This window comes from Roseiarcus sp., from assembly GCF_052145395.1.
Classification (GTDB): domain Bacteria; phylum Pseudomonadota; class Alphaproteobacteria; order Rhizobiales; family Beijerinckiaceae; genus Roseiarcus.
This window is the reverse complement of record NZ_JBKQOT010000219.1, coordinates 1-3,215: the sequence shown is the minus strand read 5'-3', so window position 1 is coordinate 3,215 and position 3,215 is coordinate 1. Positions and strand designations below refer to the sequence as shown.

The following is a 3,215-nucleotide window of genomic DNA, read 5'->3' as shown; positions in this document are numbered from 1 at the left end:
GGCTTGAACGAGGAGCCGGGCTGCCGCTGCGCCTGGGTTGCGCGGTTGAACTCCGATTCATCGAACGAGAAGCCCCCAACCATAGCCAGCACCCGGCCGGTGAACGGATCCATCGCCACGCAGGCGCCGCTGACCTCCGGAATCTGGCGCAAGCGATATTCGCCGGCGCGACCGGCGATCGGCTCGACGTAGAAGACGTCGCCCGCCTTGACGAGCGACTTCGGCGAGCGGCCGGTCCAGCGATAGCCGTCGGGCGTCACCGAGCCCGTCTGCCGGTCCTGCACGACCGCGCCGGACTTGTCATGCTCGGGCTGGAGCCCGATGCGGATCGACGGGCCGCTGACGTCGAGGGCGACCGCGAGCTGCCACGGCTTGATGTCGCCGTAGGCCGGAATGTCCGCCAGCGGCATGCCCCAGTCCTGGCCGAGATCGATGCTCTTCAGCTCCCCGTGCCAGCCGTGCGCCTCGTCGTAGCGCACGAGCCCGTCGACCAGGGCCTTGCGCGCCATCAGCTGGATCTTCGGATCGAGGGTCGTGCGCACCGAAAGGCCGCCCTCGTACAGCTTCTGTTCGCCGTAGCGCTCGGAGAGCTCCCGCCGCACTTCCTCGGCGAAGAAGCCGGCCGCAATGGTGTTGGGCGTCAGCACGCGCGGATTGACGTTGAGCGGCTCCTCCCGCGCCTGACGGGCCTGCTCGGCAGTGATGTAGCCATCTTCCGCCATGCGGCCGATGACGTAATTGCGGCGCTCCACGGCGCGGTCGTGATTGCGGAACGGATTGAGGGCGCTCGGCTCTTTCGGCAGCGCCGCCAGATAGGCGGCCTCGGCGATGGTCAGCTCATGGACAGACTTGTCGAAATAGTTGAGCGCGGCCGCCGCGACGCCGTAGTTCGACAGGCCGAGGTAGATCTCGTTGAGATAGAGTTCGAGGATCTTTTCTTTGGGATAGGCGGACTCGATGCGCACGCTGAGCAGGATCTCTCGGATCTTGCGGTCGAAGGTGCGGTCGGAGTTCAACAGGAAGTTCTTCGCCACCTGCTGGGTGATGGTCGAGGCGCCCTGGACATGGCGCGAGCCCTGCAGGAAGACGATTCCGGCGCGCAGGATACCCTCCGGATCGAAGCCGCCGTGCGAGTAGAAGTTCTTGTCCTCGGCGGAGATGAAGGCTTCCTTGACGAGGTCGGGAATCGCTGAGGATGGGAGGTAGAGCCGGCGCTCGCGCGAATATTCCGCCAGCAGGCTGCCGTCGGCGGCATGGACGCGGGTCATGACCGGCGGCTCGTAATTCTTGAGCTGGCTGTAGTCCGGCAGGTCCTGCTCGTACTTCCAGATGACCGCCGCGAGCGTCGCGGCCGCGACGACGAAGACGATCGCCCCGGTCGCGAAAATAAATCCGAGTAGGCGAACTATCCCGCGCATCGTGCCAACATAACCTTCCTAGCGCCCGCTGGCGAGCGCGCATGCCCCGAGACGAACGGACTCTGCGCCGGCGGCGGCGGCGCATCGATCTTCCGGCGCGCCCACCGCTTGCCCCAGCCGCGCCATCGGACGCCTTATGCTCCGAATTCGAGCAGGCCCCCAATCCTTCGCGAGTGCGGCGAATCTATGATGGCGCGTCCCGCCGCCGGCCTGAACGGCTGCTGGGCTTGGTATGCACGGACGCCAAGTTTCATCACCGGGTGGGTGCGGCGTGGTCCGCGCCGAACGCCACGCCGGGCGTCCCGGCAGCGTCCTCCGTTGCGCCGGAGCCGGCGAAAAACGCATCGATGGCCTTGGTCATGGCAGCGGCGGTCCGGGTTCGCCACTCAGGAGATTCCAGCGCGGCGACATCCTGAGCGTTGGAGAGGTAGCCGAGTTCGATCAGGACCGAGGGAAATTCCGGCGCCTTCAGCACGACGAAACCCGCCGACCGTTCGGGATTGTGGTTGAGCCGGGTCGCGTCGCGCAAATCCTCCACCAGAGTGCGCGAAAAGAGATGGGAATAAGCGCGCGTCTCGCGGCGCTTCAGGTCGAACAGGATGTCCGCGACGCCGGGATCATCCTCAGCAGCCTTGGCCTTGGTCGGGTCCCGATCGGCAGCGTTCTCGTGCGCGGCGATCCTCGCCGCTTCGGCGTCGGACGCCCGGTCCGCAACCGTATAGACGGTCGAGCCGCTGACGCCCGCGACGTCGCTCAGCGTGTCGGCGTGGATCGACACGAAAAGGGCAGCGTCGGCGTCCCGCGCGAAATCCACGCGACTGTCGAGGTCGACATATTGGTCGCCGTCGCGCGTCATCAGCACCTTGTATCGCCCGGTCGCCTCGAGTTGGCGCTTCAGTTCGACGCAGAACGCGAAAGCGAGCGTTTTTTCCATGGCCCCGCCGACGCCGTGAGCGCCGCCGTCGATCCCGCCGTGCCCCGGGTCCAGCACGATGACCGGCGCCGCGGACCCCATCGCGCCGCCAGGGCTGGCCGCGGGGGCGTCCGGAGTCGCTGCGGCCGACGCCGCGAAGGCGGCATCGTCGCAGGGCTTGACGTCGATCGTCAGCCGGGATGGCTCCGCGCTGGCGACGATCGGCTTCGTCGTGACTCCGACGGGACAGGCCCGACGAGAAAGATCGATGACGATCCGTGACTTGCCCGGCGCCAGCAGACCGAAACGGAACGCCTTGATGAGCGCGGGCGCGCTCGCCGCATCCGGCTGTGCAACGCCGGGATCGAGCTGGAATCCGACCTCGGGCAGGTCGACGACGATCCGGTCGGGCGAGGCAAGGGTATGTGCGCGGGCGTCGACCGGCCGCGAAAGGTCGAACGTCAGCACCGCGGCGCCCGCATCCTGAACCAGCTTCACCCCGACCGCGACGGGTCGTGCGGCCCCCTCGGCCGCCGAGGGCTTCGGCGTCGCGGCCAGCAACGCGAAAACAGCCGCGGCGGCGAAGGGTCTTGCCGGCCCCATGCGCTCTCCTGCCCGTCCTTCCTTCTGGTCCATAGCGCCACTCGCCAGGACTTGGCAAACGCGCCCGGAGGCGGGTCATCCGCCGCCAAGGAAACCGCCGGATTGAGCGCGCGGAAGGTTTCCGATTGGTAAATCTCATATCCCGCTTCGCGGCGGTTCTTGGTCGCAGTCCGCAGCCGGCCGCGCCAATGGGAAAAAACTTGCCAAGCCAACCTGCGCCCCCTATGTAGAAGTCGTTACGAATCCGGAACGAATCCGCGAGGCCGCCCGCTGGAAGGTGA

Annotated in this window: 2 protein-coding genes; both read right to left on the bottom strand. The window is 67.1% G+C overall.

Annotated features, from left to right (window positions below; translation table 11 throughout):
• Window positions 1-1,418: penicillin-binding protein 1A (locus tag ACLP25_RS07430; RefSeq protein ID WP_442468576.1), on the bottom strand; the 1,418-nt coding region annotated here is incomplete at its 3' end.
• A gap of 253 nt (window positions 1,419-1,671) precedes the next feature.
• The gene (locus ACLP25_RS07425) at window positions 1,672-2,967 is read right to left on the bottom strand and encodes an N-acetylmuramoyl-L-alanine amidase (protein WP_442468575.1); all 1,296 of its coding nucleotides are present in this window, start codon (window positions 2,965-2,967) and stop codon (window positions 1,672-1,674) included.
• Window positions 2,968-3,215 lie beyond the last annotated feature (248 nt).